The sequence below is a fragment of the Candidatus Thiothrix putei genome (assembly GCA_029972225.1).
Taxonomy (GTDB): domain Bacteria; phylum Pseudomonadota; class Gammaproteobacteria; order Thiotrichales; family Thiotrichaceae; genus Thiothrix; species Thiothrix putei.
This window is the reverse complement of sequence record CP124756.1, coordinates 2,669,465-2,686,385: the sequence shown is the minus strand read 5'-3', so window position 1 is coordinate 2,686,385 and position 16,921 is coordinate 2,669,465. Positions and strand designations below refer to the sequence as shown.

Here is a 16,921-nt window from a genome sequence, read left to right as displayed (position 1 = left end):
GTCAGGGACTAATTCCCCCTGACATGACCGCTGACCCAGCGCAAAATCTCCAGAGATACACCAATCCCCAGCACCAAAGCCATGCCCGCCACCAGTTGGGGAATACCCATGACGCTAAACCCCATAATGTCGCGCAGCACAGGAACGGTAAATACCACGACGAGCAGTAATCCCACAGCGCCGAACATCCGCCAAACCCACGGATTACTTGCCGTCAAACCATGCAGTAATGTCCGCGCCGCATCACGATTGGCAAGAATGAGCAAGCACAAACCCAGCACCAAGCCCATGAACATGGCTCCGCGTATTTCTTCAGCCTGAAAACCTTGCCCATCCATCAGCCAATACCCCAGCAACAGCACCTCAGCCACCGCAATGCCTTGAATGATGGGATAAAGTAGCGCACTAAACGCAAACGGCGAATCGGTCAATTTGCGCGGTTGGCGGGTCATGATGTCGCTGGCTTCTGGTTCAGCCTCGAACACAATCGAACAGGCGGGGTCGATCAGCAATTCCAGCAAGACGATATGCACGGGCAGCAACAGCACCGGCCAATGCAACAATGCCGGAATCAGTGCCAGCACAATAATCGGCATGTGTACCGCGAAGGTGAACGCGGTTGCCTTGGTGATATTGTCGTAAATGCGTCGCCCTTGCCGAATCGCCGCAACAATGCTGGCAAAGCTGTCATCCAGCAGTACCAAGGCAGCGGCTTCACGGGCAACATCCGTGCCGCGTTCACCCATCGCAATGCCAATATCGGCGGCTTTGAGGGCGGGCGCATCATTGACACCATCGCCGGTCATGGCGACCACTTCACCGTTTTGTTGCAGTATCTGCACCAGCCGTAGTTTTTGTTCGGGTTGCAAGCGGGTGAACATATCCACTTGCTGCAACTGCTCATGCAATTCGGCATCGCTGAGTGCCGCCACTTCCGCGCCCGTCATGACTGCGGTGCGGTCACTCAGGTTGACTTGTTGCGCAATCGCTCGTGCGGTGGCGGGGTGGTCGCCCGTCATCATGATAATGCGTACTCCAGCGGCACGGCATTCGGCAATAGCAGCGGGTACTTCCGGGCGAGGCGGGTCAACAAACCCTACTAATCCCAGAAACGTAAAGCTGAAATCGTGTTGGCTGGGCGGTAATTCCTTGCCTTGCCATTGACCTTTGGCAATGCCCAATACACGCAAGCCGCGCTCTGCCATGCTCAGCACTTGCTGGTGGATAATGTCACGTTCTGCGGCGGGCAAATGGCACAAATCCGCCACCGCTTCGGGCGCACCTTTGCACGCCAGCAAATGCTGGGTGGGGTCATTGCTGGAAAATACCTGTGTCATCGCCAGAATTTCCGCCGACAGGTCGTACTGAAATTCCGGTGCTTGTGAATGCCAATGTTCTGTGTCCTTCAACCATTGCTGGGCGAAGGTCTGAATGGCTTTTTCCATCGGGTCGAAAGGGTCGAGCGGCGTGGCTAACAGGGTGAATTCGGCGAGTTCGTGGAAGGTTTCCGGCAGGGCGTTTGCGCCTTCATTGGTGAACGTTGTACCTGCCGCGACCAATTCTTCCATCTTCATGCGGTTTTGGGTGAGCGTGCCGGTTTTGTCCACCGCCAGCACCGTGATTGCGCCCAAGGCTTCGACCGCTGACACGCGCCGCGTCAAGACTTGTTGCTTGGAAATACGCCATGCACCCAAGGCCAGAAACACGGTCAGGATGACGGGGATTTCTTCCGGCAAAATCGCCATCGCCAGCGCAATCCCCGATAACAAACTGTCCAGAAACGCCCGTCCGTCCCACAGCCAGCCCAGCAGTACTAGCAGCGTGGCGAAGGTCAAACCCACGATGGTCAGGATGATAATGAGCTTGCGCGAGGCTTGTTGCAGACCGGAAGGGGCTTCTTGCGTCGAGGCCAAGGCTTGCCCGATGCGCCCGACAGCGGTATTCACACCAATCGCGCTGACTTCCGCCATCCCCACGCCTTTGGTGACGACGGTGCTGGCAGATAAGGTGGTTGAAGGCGACTTATTGACCGGCACAGCTTCGCCCGTGAGCAGGGATTCATCCACGCTCAACTGTCCATCCAGCAGCAAGGCATCGGCGGGAATGCGGTCGCCTTCGTGCAATACCAGCACATCGCCGCGTACCACTTCGCGTCCCGGAATGCGTATTTCCTGCCCGTCCCGCACTACCAAGGCACGCGGGGCGGAAAGGTCGCGCAGGGATTCCAAAGCGCGTTGCGTCTTACGCTCTTGCGCCAAGGTAATGCCAATCACAACGAATACGAAACCGAGCAAGAATGAGGCTTCGGCACGATCCCCCAAGGCGAGGTAGATGCCGCCCGCACCCAACAGCATCAGGAACATGGGTTCGGTAAACACGCTCAAGGCGATGGCAAACATGGATTTGGGGATACTGCCGGGGAGCATGTTTTCGCCGTCGGCTGCCAAACGGCGGACGGCTTCGGCTTGGGTAAGGCCAGTTAAGTTTTTGTTCATAGTCTTGTTATACACCGGTCGAGTGATATATGGAAATCAATAAGTTATGAATTTTGAAATCATTGAGTTGAAAAAATTTCAATCAGTAATTATTCAGTAATAGCAATCAGTAATTATTCAGTAATAGCAATAAGTATTTGCTATGGTTGAGTACGTCATCACGTTGATGATAAAGTGTTCAGATTGAATTCATTTTGGCGGAAAATAGGGCTATGTCAGAACAGATTGCGAACGATAAACTTGTACCAGTTAAGGATTTATTGAATAAAAAATTCTTGATTCCCTCCTACCAACGCGGCTACCGTTGGACATGTCGTCAGGTCAATGATTTGCTTGATGATATTTTAGAATTCTCCAAAAATAATGTAGACAGTTACTATTGCCTACAACCTTTAATTGTTAAAGAAATAGAAAATGGTGAATATCAAGGTTTTTGGGAGGTTATAGATGGTCAGCAACGTTTGACAACTATACATATTATTTTTAGTTATTTATCATTCAAAGAAAAACTCCCTGTTTGTATTGATCTTGAAAATTTTGAAATTCGTTATGAAACTAGAGAGCAACAAGGACATAGTAGTGCGGTTTTCTTGAAAGAAATCAATGAAAAGTCAAAGCCTGAAGCAGAAAATAATGTAGATTTCTTACATATGTTTTATGCCTATAACACCATAGAAAAATGGTGTGGAATATATGAGATTAATGTTGGTGATCTGCTAAATAACGTCAAATTTATTTGGTATGATGTTAATAAAGAAGAAGATTCACATGAGGTCTTTGCCCGCTTCAATATGGGAAAAATCCAACTGACCAATGCGGAACTTATTAAAGCATTGTTCTTGCAACAAAAGAATTTTGGTGATCATGCGGAAACTATTAGACGTAAACAACTCGAAATAGCTATGGAGTGGGATACGATTGAACTTTCTCTGCAAGATGATGATTTTTGGTATTTTTTGAATAAGAAGAAGTGCGAAACACCGACCAGAATTGAGTTTATCTTTGATTTGATTTCAAAAAAACAAGAAAAAAGTGATAAAGACCATTCATTTAGGTACTTTTACGGTAAATTAAAAGCGAAAAATGGGATTCAATTATCAAAGGATCTTCATGAAGAATGGATGAAAGTGAAGAATTATCACTTAGTTTTCAGAGAGTGGTTTGAAGATGATGAGCTTTATCAAATGGTTGGTTTTCTGATTGCAGCAAAAAAGTGTGAAATTAGTGACTTGAAGATAGAATATGAAACTAAGTCAAAAGTTGACTTTAAGACGGATTTGAAAGAAAAGATAAAAAATACACTAGAACTCAGTAAGCCAAAATCGGATTTTATCGATGGATTAAGTTACGATAAAAACAAGGAATTAATTAAAAATATTCTGTTGTGGTTCAATATAAAGCATACATCCCTTCAATATGAAAATAATAAAATATATCGCTTCCCATTTGGATATTATAATCGTGAGAATATATCATGGAGTTTGGAGCATATCCATGCTCAAAATTCTGAAGAGTTGAAAACCAAAAAGGAATGGGAACGCTGGTTTAAAGATCATCATGGTGTTTTAAAAGAGTTGCAGGAAAAAACAAATCTTCAAAGTGAAGTTGATAAAAAGGAAGTTGATAAAATTATTCATGAATTATCAAATTTTTATGATGATGAAAACGAAAAATTAAATGGAATAAGTGAACTTAAGGATGAGCAGGAAATTAGTCGTGACATTATAGATCAGTATTCAAAAATTAAAGATATGGTTTTTTCCTTATTTGATAAATGCTTTCATCATAATCTACACGGAATAGGTAATCTTGCATTATTGGATAGTCGTTCAAATACAAAATTGAGTAATTCAATTTTTATAGTAAAACGCCAAAATATTATTGATATTGATAAAGCTGGATCACGTATTTTTGTCCCTCCATGTACTCGGTATGTCTTTATGAAATATTTTACTAAATATCCCTCTCAGTTTTATTACTGGGGTAAAAATGATGCGGATGATTATATAAAGGCCATTAAAGTAACTTTAGAAGCATCATTGCTAGCTGATGAAGGTAAAAATAAATGAATTTTTATAAACTTATCGATAAATATACCATTGTGATACCTATGATCCAACGTGATTATGCCCAGGGAAGAAAATCAGAAGAAAGAATTAGAGAAGACATTTTGTCTTGTATAATTAAAAAAATTGATACTGGTTTGCATCTTGATTTTATATACGGTTCTGTTGATGAGAATCTGCTCATATTTACTCCTTTAGATGGTCAGCAACGTTTAACAACGTTATTTCTATTGCATTGGTATGTAGCAGCAAGAGGTAAGTATTTGAATGAAAAGGATAAGCTGAAAAAATTTCGATACGAAACAAGAATAAGTTCTACAGATTTCATTACAGCACTGGTTGATAGTATTGGAAGTATCACAATAAAAAATACATCCAAGAAAAAACTTAGTGAAAAAATCAAAGATTGCACATGGTTTTTTTCATCTTGGGAACATGACCCAACAGTATCGGCGATGTTAGTAATGCTGGATGCAATCCATGAGAAATTCTGTGGAAAAATTGATTCTTTAGTAAATCTTAATAAGATAACATTCGATTTTATAAATCTTGATGATTTCAAGTTAACCGATGATTTATATATCAAAATGAATGCGAGAGGTGTTCCATTAACACCGTTTGAAAATTTTAAGTCAAAATTTGAAAAGCTACTTTTATCTGATAAATTAGAAAAAGAAACATTTAAAGAAGAGTCAAAGAAGCATTCTCTAAAAGACTATTTTTCAAATAAGATTGAAACTGATTGGGTTGAAAATTTTTGGAAATATGCTGAAGAAAAAGAAATTTGTGGTATTAAATACTTGACGATTGATAAGTCATTCATGCGTTTCTTTTGGTATATCACTGAAATGCTTTATTTTAAAAGTGGCAATTTTTTAAAAAGCAATAGTGGGAAATTAAAGATACATAATTTCAAATATGATCATGATGGTGATCCAGATATTGATTATGCTGTTGTTGACGAAGTGTATGATGGTCATCCAAGAAATATTCACTGCCTTTTCAAGATTTTAAATAAAATAGAAATAATAAAGTCTTTAATTGATCGTACTTTATCCCATGAACATCAAGAAAGAAAAGTTTCTTTGTTTACAAAAGACTTTGATCTTCTTGCTAAAGTCATGAAAACAGAAAAGGGGACAGAAAGAATTGATCATCAAAGCAAGTTAATTTTGTTTGCAATAATAAATTATGAGCGACTTGCAAAATCCGACAAACTGAGTTGCTCAATTTTCAGCATTGACCGAACGCCGCATATTCAGCCGATTTTTTACTCAATTTGACCAACGAAACCTGAGCTTTTTCAGTTTTACCGTAACTTTTGCTAAATTTCACCCATACCGATGCGACTGCTCCTGTTTTTCAGTCAGTCTTCCCGTGTTTTTTCAAACCCAGTCGCTTTATAACAAGACACGCATCAGTTGATCAGCACTCAACACCAAAATCCCAAACATCAAGTGGCTGTAAACTTTTTGCGCACCTTGCACCCACACATTCCGACCACCAAATTCATCCTTCAGGCGGGCATTGGTTCGTTCTACGGTGCTGCGAATTTTGTAACGCTCGGCATCAGCAGGTTCAAACGCTTCTTTCTGTCCGCCGCGAGGATTGTGATCAATCAGAGGGACATGCCCCAGATGACGGCTGTATTCGTGCAAATCAGCACTGCAATAGGCCGCATCCATCAGGTCGTAGAGACTGGTGACACGTTGGTAAGCGACCATTTCAGCACGTCTAGCCCTCGCGATTTCCACGTCCTAAACTGGTTTCCAACCTGAACAACCGAAGGAAACCTCAATGAAACGCCCTCACCGCCGTGCCAGCGAATGGCAAACCCTCATTAGCCAATGGCAAGCCAGCGGCTTATCCGCCCCGGCATTTTGTGAACAGCACAGTATCGGTTACGCCAGTTTTTGCCAATGGCGGCAGCGTCTACGCTCCGCAGATGGCGTGGAGGAACCAGCCGTTCCCGCCAATACCTTCATCGACTTGGGAGCATTATCGGCGGGTCATGCCGCGCTGGGGCAAGGCTGGCACATTGTGCTGAGTTTGGGGAATGGTGTTGAACTACGCCTGAGCCAACGCTGATGTTTGCCCCCGCCGCCACCGCCCGCATCTGGCTATGCACCCAAGCCACCGACATGCGCAAAAGCTTTACGGGGCTGACCGCTTTGGTGAAAAACCAGTTAGGGCAAAATCCCCTGAGTGGGCATTATTTCGTGTTTGTGAACCTACGTAAAACCCAGATGAAGATCCTCTATTTTGAACCCAGCGGCTATTGCTTATGGAGCCAACGCCTGGAGCAGGGGCAATACCGGGTGCAGCCGACAACTAGCGGGCAGCGCGAACTGACCCTGACGGATTTGCAGTTGATTTTAGCAGGCATTGAGGTGCAAAAATCCAGACAATTCAAGCGTTACCAGTATCCTGTGCAGCCACATTCTGGTACAATAAGCCCATGATTTTAAAGCCATCCACCCCGTCTGACACCAGCGTTCCCATGCCGCCGATTGTGGCGGAAATGCTGGCGTTGCGTGAGGAAAATGCGGGGTTACGTGCAGACAATGCCGTCCTGCAACAGGCAGTTTCTGAATTAAAACGCCAACTGGTGTGGTTCAGGCAACAGGTCTTTGGCAGCAAATCGGAAAAGCGTCCGGTTGAGATACCGGTGGCGCAGTTGCCGTTGTTTGCCCCCGCCGCCACCCCGGTTGCCGCACCCGAGGGTGAAAGCATTACCGTCACCTACCAACGCGGTAAAGCCCCCAAGCTGCGCCCGGATGACTGCGTGAATGACTGCGGGTTACGTTTTACCGCCGATGTCCCGGTCAAGGTGATTCACCTCACCCCGCCGGAACTTCAGGGGGAAGAGGCTGACCAGTATGAGGTGATCGGCACCCAGGTGACCCATCGGGTGGCGCAACGCCCTGCCAGCTATACTTCAACCGCCCATAATTGCAGATTCCTCAAAGGTCTGAAAGTTGAGAGTCAGCAAGGAGTCCAAGGCTTTTTTATGCGTAGTGTGGGTTTGTGCCAAACAGGCATCAATGGCCTGCGCAAACGCGGTAAAGTTTTCATGGTAACGTGAATACAGGCATTCCTTCTTCACAAACTTCCAGAGGCGCTCAATCAGGTTCAGGTTGGGGGAATAAGCGGGTAGGAACAACAGTTCGATCCCGAGTGTTTGGGCGAATGTTTGTACCAGGCTACAGCGCTGGTAACGGGCATTGTCCATCACCAAGGTCACCGGGACATCCAGGGCCAATGCCTTGATTTGCCGAAGCAACTGACAAACACTTTGGGAGTTGATGTAACTGTCATTGGTCACGGTGACCAGTTCATGGGTGACTGCATTCAACGCACCGAGGACATTGTAGCGCTGGCGTCCGGCAGGGGCGCGGATGAACAGCCGGGTGAAACACCACAGGAACCCCAGAAACGGGGCCAGGACAAAATGGGCGGCGTCGACAAAGAAAACGGCGCGTTTTCCGGCCTTGGCCTCCTCAAGACGCGGCTCCAGCTCTTTTTTTAAAAGTCTCCTGGGCAGCAGGGTCGGCTTTCGCCGGTATCATCCCCACCTTCCTGACGGACAAACCCAAGTCATGCAGGAATAGCCGCACGGCTTCCCGCTTGAGTTCAAGGCCGGTTAAGCGCTGTATATCAGCGATCGCCTGACTGATCCGGGTCGGTGGATGCTTCTCAAAATGTTTCTTCAGGGGCTCACGGAAAGGTTCCAACCGGCGGGTTGGGCGACGGAAATCCAGTTGTTCCAAGGCAGCGATCCCACCTTGTTGGTAACGTTTCAAATAACGGGTGACCGTCGTTGAACTCACCTGTGCCAGCCGTTCAATGTCCCCATGCGCCATTCCCTGGCTTTTTAGCCACAACACTTCCATCCGTTGGCGGACGCGAGGGTGGGCATGGCGGTAACGCCCCTCATTCAAGGCGGTTTGATCGGATTCGCTGAAGTCTATCTGGATCATGGAAAGGACGACCGGTTGCCAATAACAGCCGTACTTTGCTTGAGGGCTTCTCATTATTCAACAGCTATTCACGGGCAAAGTATACCTCATCCTGCAATACGAGCGCCCGGTCATCAAACGTAAGGGCAGTGCTTCGGCTTCGCTCAGCAACCCACCACTTCCCAGCCCTGCACCCGCCAACGTGCTGGAACGTAGTGTCACCGATGTCAGCTTTTTGGTGGGGATGTTGGTGGACAAGTTCCAGTACCACCTGCCGTTGTACCGCCAGCACCAACGCCTGACCCAAGCGGGGATCACCCTCAGCCGCACGACGCTGACCAATGCGGTGAAACGTGCCATCGACCTGCTCAAACCCATTGCCGAAGCGCAACTCGCCAGTGTACTGCAAAGCAAGCTGCTGGCGATGGACGAAACCCCCATCAAAGCCAGCCCCGCAGGCAACGGCAAGATGAAGCAAGGCTACTTCTGGCCGCTGTACGGGGATCAGGACGAAATCGTCTTCACCTTCTCCGCCAGCCGTGGGCGGCAACACATTGAAAAGACTCTTCGCCAACAGTTCAGCGGCACACTGCTCAGCGACGGTTACCGTGCTTATGCCAGTTACGTCAACGCCAATGACAAGATTACCCATGCCCAATGCTGGGTACACAGCCGTCGCACCTTCATTGCCGCCGAAACCGCTGAACCACAAGCAGTACGCCAAGCCCTTGACACTATCGCGGCACTCTATCAGCACGAAGCCCAGATTAACGAGAAAAAACTCGACGGGGAAGCCAAACGTACCTACCGCCTCACCCACAGCAAGCCGTTGGTCGACCAGTTCTTTGAATGGTGCCAAACCCAATTACAACGTACCGATTTAGTCCCCTCCAACCCGCTGACCAAAGCCCTTGGTTATGTCATCCGCCGCGAACACGAACTGCGCGTGTTTCTGGAAGATCCCGACGTGCCAATGGATACCAACCACATCGAACGCGCCCTGCGGCCCATCCCCATGGGCAGGAAAAACTGGTTGTTCTGCTGGACAGAACTCGGCGCGGAACACGTGGGCATCATCCAAAGCCTGATCACCACCTGCCGCCTGCATGACATTAACCCGTATGTCTATCTGATGGATGTTCTGTTGCGCGTTAGTGAGCATCCCGCTTCTCAGGTGCAAGACCTTACGCCAAGATGTTGGAAACAACGGTTTGCGGATAAGCCATTGCGCTCGGATTTGTTTGCGGATATCAACGACGGGCTAGAATGACCGTTTACACACGTTGGGCACTGATTTGAGAGAGTGGGATGGCTGCCCCGCTGTCGTGAAAGGAGGCGGAAGACAGAATGGCTGCTATCGGGACACCACAATCGGCGGTATCGATATGCAGTTTGTAGCCGTTCCAACTGTGCTTGTAGCCTTGGGCATTCTTCTTCGTCCCCCGGTTACACTGAACCGGTATCTCATCGAGTGCTTGCTGAAGTGACTGTTCCCGTTGGCGCTGAATCCGTGTTTGCCCTTGTTTTTTCTTTGGCTTTTCCTCGGCAACAGGCCGTTCACGTGCCTCAATGGCTGTTGAATCCCGACACAGGTGGCCGATCAGCGCATCGCCCAAATACGTTTTCACCAACGTTTCATGCACACGTTCCGCTAAACGCTGTTCAGCAAATTCAGCGAAGGCACGTGAAAAGGTGGATTCGGAAGGCAGTTTCTTGGTCAGGGGAAACCCGCAGATGCGTCGCAGGGAGCGATCGTTTTGCAGCCGGTCAATGAGTGCTCGCGTATTGACAATATTGAGCACGCTTTTGGCGACAAAAGCATTGGCAAACCAAGATCGCTCCGTCGCTGGCCGTCCAGACCCATCACGAAAAGAGCGCACAAAATCTTCAATGCGCGTCAGCTCCAGTACGTGAATGAGTTTTTCAAGCTTGGGGGTCAATGTGCCAAAGGCATCATTGAAGCAAGGTAGTATTTCAATTTGCAGCAAACTCCAGCGTTGTGCAATCAGGGCGCGTTCGGTAGAATTCATAGCGTGGGCTTAATGGTTGTTTTGACGCTTCTATTATCGCCGAAAACGGCAGCCCACACTTCTTTTTTCCTTCAGATGAAGGAAGGTTCACGCTGAAAATGTAATTTTGCAAGTGGCTCCTATGTATATCATGACTTTGATGAAAAAAAGCTAGGTGATGATCACTTGCATGATTTAGTTCGTGTTATTAGGAACTTACTAATAAGGGTAAGAAAACAATCTGGTATTTCATTTTCATCAGATTTGAAGGATAAAAAAATGCACGATTGTATAAATGTCATATGCCGCCTAACTTGTGATGAAAATGTTTACAAGACACTAGAAGATAAACCGCATGAATATTTTTTGATTAATAACGAACAGTTATATTCCGTTCAGTCTGAAATCAAAAAAGCCAAATTGATAACGCAATATCCAGCATTGAGAGACGTTATCTTTAAACTTGAAGATCATCCTGAAGTTAAGGGAGCTATTCACAATTTCATGCCGGAAACAGAAGAAATTTTCAGTAGTGAATTTGTTGTCAATTTTCAACAACGTGCAAAATCATTTGATGAAATATGGAGTCAAAACTGTTCACTTATTTTAAGAGCATTATTAAGTCTTGAAGAGTATCAGATATGGATAAATGGCTCTAAATTGCATGGATTATGGTTTTTTGGTAGTAAAAATAATTGGAATGTTATTCTCGCTTATTATATTGACAGTAAAGCTGAGTATGGTCTAAAAAATAAGAATTTTCTTGTTAACTTTTTAGATAAATACAGTGCTATTGATTCTAACCTATCTCCTATGGAAAGACTTGATGAGATAATATTTCAATACTTAAAAGAAGAATGTAAGATAAATGCATTTTCAAGAAAGTGGCGATATTATTTTGTTAAATATAAAAATATAACATGTGAGTATTCAAATATTTATTCTTGGGGTGGGAGTTTTAAAATAAGGGAGTTGGGCGGAGATAACTTAAGGTCGTATCATGTTAATCCATACGTAAAAACTGTTTGGGATATAATTACGAATAATAATCGTATTTTATGCGTGCGGAATAAAAATAATAAGGAGGTTCGGGTTTTTAAATATAGTTCTTATGTTCAATATGCAACGGAGAGTCCATTATTTCTAATTGATGATATAGAGTCATTCTGTGAAGAAAAAGGCTGGAGAATAGAGCTTCCAAATCTTACTATCCATAAAAATGCATGTTTCATAGATTGGTTAATCACCAATATGTCTAGTATTCAAATAGAAGCTGGAAAGGTGTGGCTTAAGCCAACTGAAACAATGGATATGATCGAAGTTGCTGTTACTTTTATCTGCGATTTATATCAGCTAGAGAACCCATTAGATAAAAATAAATTGGTCGATAGTGATACCGGAGATGCTGCATGAATGACCTCAGCCTTGTGTCTGCCCGTGCTAAACTCACTGCATACCCCAACCAAAATGTTGTCGTGACTATGATCCAATTTCCCTACGGTATCAGTGATTTCCAGCGGATTCGCTCGCAAGGTATGTTGTACTTTGACCGCACCGCGCACATTCCCGCGATAGAAGCCGCTGGGGATCAGTTGGTGTTCTTGCGCCCGCGCCGGTTCGGGAAGTCCCTGCTGTTGTCAACGCTGGCGAATTACTATGACCGTCATACAGCAGATGAATTTCCTGCGCTATTTGGTGATCTTGCCATTGGCAAAAATCCTACTGCCGAGCATAACCAGTACCTGATCTTGCGTTGGGATTTTTCCAAAGTGTCGGGGCAGGGTGATATTGAACAGATTAAGCGCAATCTGTTTGAGCATATCAACGTGGCGATCGAGGAGTTCGTGGAAAAGTACCGTCATACCCTGACCTCTGCGGTAACGATTTTACCTCACAATGCGATTGCTTCTTTTGAATCTTTGGCTGGCGTAGTGAAAAACAGCGGGCATACCGTCTACCTGCTGATTGACGAATACGATAATTTCGCCAATGAAATCCTCACCAGCGACCCGCGTGATCGGGTGCGTTACCACGACTTGCTGGAAGGCGAGGGCGTGTTGAAAACCTTGTTCAAAGTGATCAAAGCGAGTGCGTCCGAAGGCAAAATTTCAAGGGTATTTATCACGGGCGTTTCCCCGGTGGTATTGAGCGACATGACCAGCGGCTACAATGTTGCCACCAGCATTTATCTGGATGAACGTTTTAATGCCTTATGTGGGGTGACGCAAGACGAACTGACCTTGTTATTGCAGCAAATCCTGCAAGCCCATCAGCAGGATACCCAGAAAGTTGCGGGTATTCTGGATGTAATGCGGCGATTCTATAACGGCTACCGCTTTTGTGAAATGTTGACGCTGCCACTGGTGTATAACCCTACCTTGAGCTTTTACTTCTTGCGCCATTATCAACAGAACGGCGATATGCCGCGCCAAATGCTCGACGGCAATCTGGCGATGGATGCGGGGTGCATCCGTTACATTGCCAACCTGCCAGCCGGTGCGGCAGTGATTGACCAAATTCTGGATGAAACCCGCACCACCCCTTTGCGGCAACTGGAAACCCGTTTCGGGGTAGAACAATTGCAACGGGTGCAACACGACCCGACCTACATGCTCTCCCTGCTGTATTTTTTTGGCGTGTTAACCATAGCGGACGTGGATGGCATGGGGCGGTTGGTGTTGGCAATCCCCAATCTGGTGATCCGTGGTGTGTACGTTGAGCAACTCAAAGAACAAACCTTGCCCCGCTTTGAAGACCAGCAAACCGCGCAACACTTGGCAGAAAACTTCTACCAGACGGCTGATTTGCAGCCTCTGGTCGAATTCGTCGAGAACAAATATTTTGCCGTATTCAGCAACCGCGATTACCGCTGGAGCAACGAACTCACGGTGAAAACCGCCTTCATGACGCTGCTATTCAACGACCTGTATTACATTATGGATTCGGAAGCGGTGATTCAGCGGCGTTATTCCGACTTGTTGATGATCATCCGCCCGAATATGCGGCGTTTCCCGCTGCTGAAAGATATTGTATTGGAATTCAAATACGTGTCATTGGCAGATGCCAAACTCACAGCGGAGCAAGTGCGAGGTCAATCACGCGAAACCTTGGCAGTGTTGCCAGTAGTGCAGACAGCGATGCAGGCAGCGTTAACCCAGTTGCGGGATTACCGGCAGGCATTGGAAACCAAATACCAGCAACCTGAGCGTCTGCACTGTCTGGCGGTGGTGGCACTGGGGTTTGAGCGGGTGTTGTGGGAAGCGTGCTAACGTGCGCGAGCATTGGCTTTATCCGAATCAATCCGCCCGTCCACCAGTTCAATAATGCGGTCGCAACGCTGCGCCAAGCGCGGGTCGTGGGTGACGATTAAAAAACTGGTATCGCTGGCTTCATTCACGCTGCGCAGCAAATCAAACACATTGTCAGCGGCTTTGGTATCAAGGTTGCCGGTAGGCTCGTCCGCCAGCACCAGCGCGGGTTGCATCACTAAAGCGCGGGCAATGGCAACGCGCTGTTGTTGACCGCCGGATAAATCATTGCTCATGTGTTTGCCCACCTCGGTCAGCCCCACCTGCTCAATCAATTCGGCAGCGCGTAAACGCATGGCTTCATCAGGGCGACCACGGGCGGCGAGCAATGGCAACATCACGTTTTCCAGAGCGGTAAATTCGGGCAGCAGGTTGTGGAACTGGAACACAAAACCAATGTAAGCGACCATTTCAGCACGTCTAGCCCTCGCGATTTCCACGTCCTAAACTGGTTTCCAACCTGAACAACCGAAGGAAACCTCAATGAAACGCCCTCACCGCCGCGCCAGCGAATGGCAAACCCTCATTAGCCAATGGCAAGCCAGCGGCTTATCCGCCCCGGCATTTTGTGAACAGCACAGTATCGGTTACGCCAGTTTTTGCCAATGGCGGCAGCGTCTACGCTCCGCAGATGGCGTGGAGGAACCAGCCGTTCCCGCCAATACCTTCATCGACTTGGGAGCATTATCGGCGGGTCATGCCGCGCTGGGGCAAGGCTGGCACATTGTGCTGAGTTTGGGGAATGGTGTTGAACTACGCCTGAGCCAACGCTGATGTTTGCCCCCGCAGCCACCGCCCGCATCTGGCTATGCACCCAAGCCACCGACATGCGCAAAAGCTTTACGGGGCTGACCGCTTTGGTGAAAAACCAGTTAGGGCAAAATCCCCTGAGTGGGCATTATTTCGTGTTTGTGAACCTACGTAAAACCCAGATGAAGATCCTCTATTTTGAACCCAGCGGCTATTGCTTATGGAGCCAACGCCTGGAGCAGGGCCAATACCGGGTGCAGCCGACAACCAGCGGGCAGCGCGAACTGACCCGGACGGATTTGCAGTTGATTTTGGCGGGCATTGAGGTGCAAAAATCCAGACAATTCAAGCGTTACCAGTATCCTGTGCAGCCACATTCTGGTACAATAAGCCCATGATTTTAAAGCCATCCACCCCGTCTGACACCAGCGTTCCCATGCCGCCGATTGTGGCGGAAATGCTGGCGTTGCGTGAGGAAAATGCTGCCCTGAAACAGGATATAGCTGAATTGAAACGCCAATTGGCGTGGTTCAGGCAACATGTCTTTGGCAGCAAATCGGAAAAGCGTCCGGTTGAGATACCGGTGGCGCAGTTGCCGTTGTTTGCCCCCGCCGCCGCCCCGGTTGCCGCACCCGAGGGTGAAAGCATTACCGTCACCTACCAACGCGGTAAAGCCCCCAAGCTGCGCCCGGATGACTGCGTGAATGACAGCGGGTTACGCTTTACCGCCGATGTCCCGGTCAAGGTGATTCACCTCACCCCGCCGGAACTTCAGGGGGAAGAGGCTGACCAGTATGAGGTGATCGGCACCCAGGTGACCCATCGGGTGGCGCAACGCCCTGCCAGCTACCTCATCCTGCAATACGAGCGCCCGGTCATCAAACGTAAGGGCAGTGCTTCGGCTTCGCTCAGCAACCCACCACTTCCCAGCCCTGCACCCGCCAACGTGCTGGAACGTAGTGTCACCGATGTCAGCTTTTTGGTGGGGATGTTGGTGGACAAGTTCCAGTACCACCTGCCGTTGTACCGCCAGCACCAACGCCTGACCCAAGCGGGGATCACCCTCAGCCGCACGACGCTGACCAATGCGGTGAAACGTGCCATCGACCTGCTCAAACCCATTGCCGAAGCGCAACTCGCCAGTGTACTGCAAAGCAAGCTGCTGGCGATGGACGAAACCCCCATCAAAGCCAGCCCCGCAGGCAACGGCAAGATGAAGCAAGGCTACTTCTGGCCGCTGTACGGGGATCAGGACGAAATCGTCTTCACCTTCTCCGCCAGCCGTGGGCGGCAACACATTGAAAAGACTCTTCGCCAACAGTTCAGCGGCACACTGCTCAGCGACGGTTACCGTGCTTATGCCAGTTACGTCAACGCCAATGACAAGATTACCCATGCCCAATGCTGGGTACACAGCCGTCGCACCTTCATTGCCGCCGAAACCGCTGAACCACAAGCAGTACGCCAAGCCCTTGACACTATCGCGGCACTCTATCAGCACGAAGCCCAGATTAACGAGAAAAAACTCGACGGGGAAGCCAAACGTACCTACCGCCTCACCCACAGCAAGCCGTTGGTCGACCAGTTCTTTGAATGGTGCCAAACCCAATTACAACGTACCGATTTAATCCCCTCCAACCCGCTGACCAAAGCCCTTGGTTATGTCATCCGCCGCGAACACGAACTGCGCGTGTTTCTGGAAGATCCCGACGTGCCAATGGATACCAACCACATCGAACGCGCCCTGCGGCCCATCCCCATGGGCAGGAAAAACTGGTTGTTCTGCTGGACAGAACTCGGCGCGGAACACGTGGGCATCATCCAAAGCCTGATCACCACCTGCCGCCTGCATGACATTAACCCGTATGTCTATCTGATGGATGTTCTGTTGCGCGTTAGTGAGCATCCCGCTTCTCAGGTGCAAGACCTTACGCCAAGATGTTGGAAACAACGGTTTGCGGATAAGCCATTGCGCTCGGATTTGTTTGCGGATATCAACGACGGGCTAGAATGACCGTTTACAAACCAATCGCTTTGGCGCGTAACAAGGTCAGTTCCCGATCCTGCAATTGCGTCGTCGGTTGCCCCGTAATCAACAATTCACCCGCCGTCGGTTTATCGAGCAAGCCAATCAGGTTCAGCAAAGTACTTTTGCCCGATCCAGAAGGACCAATCAGTGCCACAAATTCGCCGCGTGCAATGGTTAAATCCAGCCCGTGCAGCACTTCGGTTTCCGCTGGCAAACCGACATTGTAGGCTTTGCGGATGCCCTTGAGTTGCAGGGTAATGGCGTTAAAGTCAGCCACGAATCGCCACCGCCGGGTCAAGCCGCGC

The 16,921-nt window shown here is 48.2% G+C and carries 11 protein-coding genes and 6 pseudogenes; 11 read left to right on the top strand and 6 right to left on the bottom strand.

From position 1 onward, the window contains the following. Positions 1–8: 8 nt before the first annotated feature. Positions 9–2,495, bottom strand: a complete 2,487-nt coding sequence (locus tag QJT81_13800; GenBank protein ID WGZ92896.1) for a cation-translocating P-type ATPase — start codon at positions 2,493–2,495, stop codon at positions 9–11. 212 nt (positions 2,496–2,707) lie between these two features. Here QJT81_13800 and QJT81_13795 point away from each other — a divergent pair, with 212 nt between their 5' ends. Next, entirely contained in the window at positions 2,708–4,564 is a 1,857-nt protein-coding gene (locus QJT81_13795) for a DUF262 domain-containing protein (GenBank protein ID WGZ92895.1), read from the top strand. After that, on the top strand, positions 4,561–5,844 hold the full coding sequence (locus tag QJT81_13790) for a DUF262 domain-containing protein (protein ID WGZ92894.1): 1,284 nt from the start codon (positions 4,561–4,563) through the stop codon (positions 5,842–5,844). Before QJT81_13795 ends, QJT81_13790 begins: the two co-directional genes overlap by 4 nt. Positions 5,845–5,961: 117 nt before the next feature. On the opposite strand, the pseudogene QJT81_13785 reads toward QJT81_13790, so the two are convergent. Further along, positions 5,962–6,285, bottom strand: a pseudogene (locus QJT81_13785) (transposase). 73 nt (positions 6,286–6,358) lie between these two features. On the opposite strand from QJT81_13785, the gene QJT81_13780 reads away from it, so the two are divergent. The 3 genes and pseudogenes from QJT81_13780 to QJT81_13770 all read left to right on the top strand — a co-directional run bounded on the left by QJT81_13780 (position 6,359) and on the right by QJT81_13770 (position 7,274). Then, positions 6,359–6,649: an IS66 family insertion sequence element accessory protein TnpB gene (locus QJT81_13780; protein ID WGZ92893.1), complete on the top strand. Its 291-nt coding sequence runs from the start codon at positions 6,359–6,361 to the stop codon at positions 6,647–6,649. Further along, positions 6,649–7,023 (top strand): IS66 family insertion sequence element accessory protein TnpB, encoded by a 375-nt coding sequence (gene tnpB, locus QJT81_13775; protein WGZ92892.1) that lies wholly within the window; start codon positions 6,649–6,651, stop codon positions 7,021–7,023. The genes QJT81_13780 and tnpB (QJT81_13775) overlap by 1 nt, the downstream gene beginning before the upstream one ends. Positions 7,024–7,082: 59 nt before the next feature. After that, positions 7,083–7,274 (top strand): annotated as a pseudogene (locus tag QJT81_13770) (hypothetical protein). A 225-nt stretch (positions 7,275–7,499) separates the two neighbouring features. Here QJT81_13770 and QJT81_13765 read toward each other — a convergent pair. Beyond that, a pseudogene (locus tag QJT81_13765) lies at positions 7,500–8,541 on the bottom strand (IS630 family transposase). A gap of 82 nt (positions 8,542–8,623) precedes the next feature. On the opposite strand from QJT81_13765, the pseudogene QJT81_13760 reads away from it, so the two are divergent. Next, positions 8,624–9,790 (top strand): annotated as a pseudogene (locus QJT81_13760) (IS66 family transposase). A 7-nt stretch (positions 9,791–9,797) separates the two neighbouring features. Here QJT81_13760 and QJT81_13755 read toward each other — a convergent pair. Continuing rightward, positions 9,798–10,550, bottom strand: a pseudogene (locus tag QJT81_13755) (transposase). 165 nt (positions 10,551–10,715) lie between these two features. Here QJT81_13755 and QJT81_13750 point away from each other — a divergent pair. Both QJT81_13750 and QJT81_13745 read left to right on the top strand, forming a co-directional pair. Then, complete coding sequence (locus tag QJT81_13750) at positions 10,716–11,942, top strand: hypothetical protein (GenBank protein WGZ92891.1); 1,227 nt, start codon at positions 10,716–10,718, stop codon at positions 11,940–11,942. Between the two features lie 68 nt (positions 11,943–12,010). Beyond that, the gene (locus QJT81_13745; protein WGZ96492.1) at positions 12,011–13,798 is read left to right on the top strand and encodes an AAA family ATPase; all 1,788 of its coding nucleotides are present in this window, start codon (positions 12,011–12,013) and stop codon (positions 13,796–13,798) included. On the opposite strand, the gene QJT81_13740 is transcribed toward QJT81_13745, so the two are convergent. Next, the gene (locus QJT81_13740) at positions 13,795–14,277 is read right to left on the bottom strand and encodes an ATP-binding cassette domain-containing protein (GenBank protein ID WGZ92890.1); all 483 of its coding nucleotides are present in this window, start codon (positions 14,275–14,277) and stop codon (positions 13,795–13,797) included. The two genes, QJT81_13745 and QJT81_13740, sit on opposite strands and share 4 nt — an antisense overlap. A 43-nt stretch (positions 14,278–14,320) precedes the next feature. On the opposite strand from QJT81_13740, the gene QJT81_13735 reads away from it, so the two are divergent. From QJT81_13735 to QJT81_13725, 3 genes and pseudogenes are all read left to right on the top strand, one after another. Beyond that, positions 14,321–14,611 (top strand): IS66 family insertion sequence element accessory protein TnpB, encoded by a 291-nt coding sequence (locus QJT81_13735; protein WGZ92889.1) that lies wholly within the window; start codon positions 14,321–14,323, stop codon positions 14,609–14,611. Continuing rightward, positions 14,611–14,985: an IS66 family insertion sequence element accessory protein TnpB gene (gene tnpB, locus QJT81_13730; GenBank protein WGZ92888.1), complete on the top strand. Its 375-nt coding sequence runs from the start codon at positions 14,611–14,613 to the stop codon at positions 14,983–14,985. Before QJT81_13735 ends, tnpB (QJT81_13730) begins: the two co-directional genes overlap by 1 nt. Before the next feature lie 77 nt (positions 14,986–15,062). Beyond that, positions 15,063–16,601: pseudogene (locus tag QJT81_13725) on the top strand (IS66 family transposase). A 4-nt stretch (positions 16,602–16,605) separates the two neighbouring features. Here QJT81_13725 and QJT81_13720 read toward each other — a convergent pair. Continuing rightward, entirely contained in the window at positions 16,606–16,893 is a 288-nt protein-coding gene (locus tag QJT81_13720; protein ID WGZ92887.1) for an ATP-binding cassette domain-containing protein, read from the bottom strand. Positions 16,894–16,921 lie beyond the last annotated feature (28 nt).

Bases quoted from the DNA above. Each gene is read 5' to 3' on its own strand.
- QJT81_13800 (WGZ92896.1), bottom strand. From the start codon at position 2,495: ATGAACAAAAACTTAACTGGCCTTACCCAAGCCGAAGCCGTCCGCCGT.
- QJT81_13795 (WGZ92895.1), top strand. From the start codon at position 2,708: ATGTCAGAACAGATTGCGAACGATAAACTTGTACCAGTTAAGGATTTA.
- QJT81_13790 (WGZ92894.1), top strand. From the start codon at position 4,561: ATGAATTTTTATAAACTTATCGATAAATATACCATTGTGATACCTATG.
- QJT81_13780 (WGZ92893.1), top strand. From the start codon at position 6,359: ATGAAACGCCCTCACCGCCGTGCCAGCGAATGGCAAACCCTCATTAGC.
- tnpB (WGZ92892.1), top strand. From the start codon at position 6,649: ATGTTTGCCCCCGCCGCCACCGCCCGCATCTGGCTATGCACCCAAGCC.
- QJT81_13745 (WGZ96492.1), top strand. From the start codon at position 12,011: ATGATCCAATTTCCCTACGGTATCAGTGATTTCCAGCGGATTCGCTCG.
- QJT81_13735 (WGZ92889.1), top strand. From the start codon at position 14,321: ATGAAACGCCCTCACCGCCGCGCCAGCGAATGGCAAACCCTCATTAGC.
- tnpB (WGZ92888.1), top strand. From the start codon at position 14,611: ATGTTTGCCCCCGCAGCCACCGCCCGCATCTGGCTATGCACCCAAGCC.